Source organism: Sulfitobacter aquimarinus (genome assembly GCF_040149565.1).
In the GTDB taxonomy this organism is placed as follows: Bacteria; Pseudomonadota; Alphaproteobacteria; order Rhodobacterales; family Rhodobacteraceae; genus Sulfitobacter; species Sulfitobacter aquimarinus.
This window is the reverse complement of the sequence record NZ_JBEFLO010000026.1, coordinates 1-1391: the sequence shown is the minus strand read 5'-3', so window position 1 is coordinate 1391 and position 1391 is coordinate 1. Positions and strand designations below refer to the sequence as shown.

2 protein-coding genes are annotated in these 1391 nt (G+C 48.6%); both read left to right on the top strand.

The annotated features are described in order from the left end of the window. Positions 1-766, top strand: a 766-nt coding sequence (locus ABMC88_RS18465; RefSeq protein ID WP_349578361.1) for an RHS repeat domain-containing protein, incomplete at its 5' end; no start/stop codon positions are given. Between the two features lie 5 nt (positions 767-771). Then, positions 772-1236, top strand: a complete 465-nt coding sequence (locus ABMC88_RS18460) for an SEL1-like repeat protein (protein ID WP_349578360.1) — start codon at positions 772-774, stop codon at positions 1234-1236. The last annotated feature ends 155 nt before the right edge of the window (positions 1237-1391 follow it).

The window sequence follows — 1391 nt, the reverse complement described above, 5'->3', positions numbered from 1 at the left end:
ATATGACTATGACGCGGCTACCAACACCACAACCCTGCTGCGTGAATACGTCTGGCTGGATGGCGTGCCCGTCGCGATGGTGGACGGGGCGACGGACGCAGTCTACCTCATCCGCACTGATCACATCGGTCGCCCGATCTTTGCCACCGATACCTCCGGCGTGAAGGTCTGGGAGGCCAGCTATCTCCCCTTCGGCGGCGTGCACGTCTCAACCGGTGCCACCTCAGACTTACGCTTCCCCGGCCAGTGGTTCCAGTCCGAGAGCGGCCTGCACCAAAACTGGATGCGCGAATATGATCCAACGACGGGGCGGTACATCCAGGCAGACCCGCTCGGACTGGTCGCAGGAGTGAGCGTTTACGGATACGCGCTGCAGAACCCAGGGCGATTTGTCGATCCAAACGGTGAGAACCCCGTAGGTTGGGGCATTCGCTTTGCTGTAAAAAAGATCGGCAACCTATTAAAGAGAACGCCCGCACAAAAAAAGAAGTATCCTCGACGAAAAGGGGACCGAAAAATTGAAGAACCGAAAAAAATTCCCAATATGTGGCATTGTAAATGCAGAGCTGACTTTGCCGAACGCTATGAAGACTGCCCTCCTGATCAAAAACCATTCAGTTTTGGTTCAGCGGCAAATAAAAACCGTGGAATGGCACGCCAGGCTGCGGAGAAATTAGCGAAGGAGAATCTAGGGGCGAAAGTTGTTCATCATATTTCTTGTACTTGTAAAGGACCAAAAGGTGAGGTGTGGCGAAGAGGAGGCTAATATCAATGATATCAGATTGCTGTTGTGAAAATCATGATCTATTAAAGTCGTTAGATGAAACAGGTGACAACGATGAGCTTTATGAAGAGCTCCTAACTAGTTGTGTAGAGATGGGAGATGAATTTGCGTGTTACCTCAAAGCATGTAACGTATCGAGCGGCGACGAAGATGTCGATTCTACCAGTTTATATGTTGCAGCCTTGAAAGATCTGGCTGAAAAACATAATCCTTGGGCTCTAGCGGAGCTAGCCCTCCATTATATATTTAATGGAATAGATAAAGAAGAAGAAGAGTTAGGTAGACGATATCTTTTAATTGGGGCTTTGTTTGGCGAAAAGCGAGCGCAATACTACTTAGCCTATCAATTGAAGCTCGATGGAAGAAATGATGAATTGGCAAAACGTCTCATGCTCGCATCAGCAGCGCAAGGTTATGAAAGGGCAGAAAATGCTCTCAAAAAAAACATCTGAGATATGAGCCGTAGTATTGGCTCTATCGGAAGTTTATCGACCAACGGCATTTTACAAACGGAGTAAGAATATAATGCGATGGGGCAAACGATACCCTCCGTGCATGACAGCGAGGGCAACCGCCTTGCCGAGTATGATTTTGATGCGGCTACCAA

Excerpts from the sequence above, each read along its gene's own strand:
- ABMC88_RS18460 (WP_349578360.1), top strand. The coding sequence starts at position 772 with ATGATATCAGATTGCTGTTGTGAAAATCATGATCTATTAAAGTCGTTA.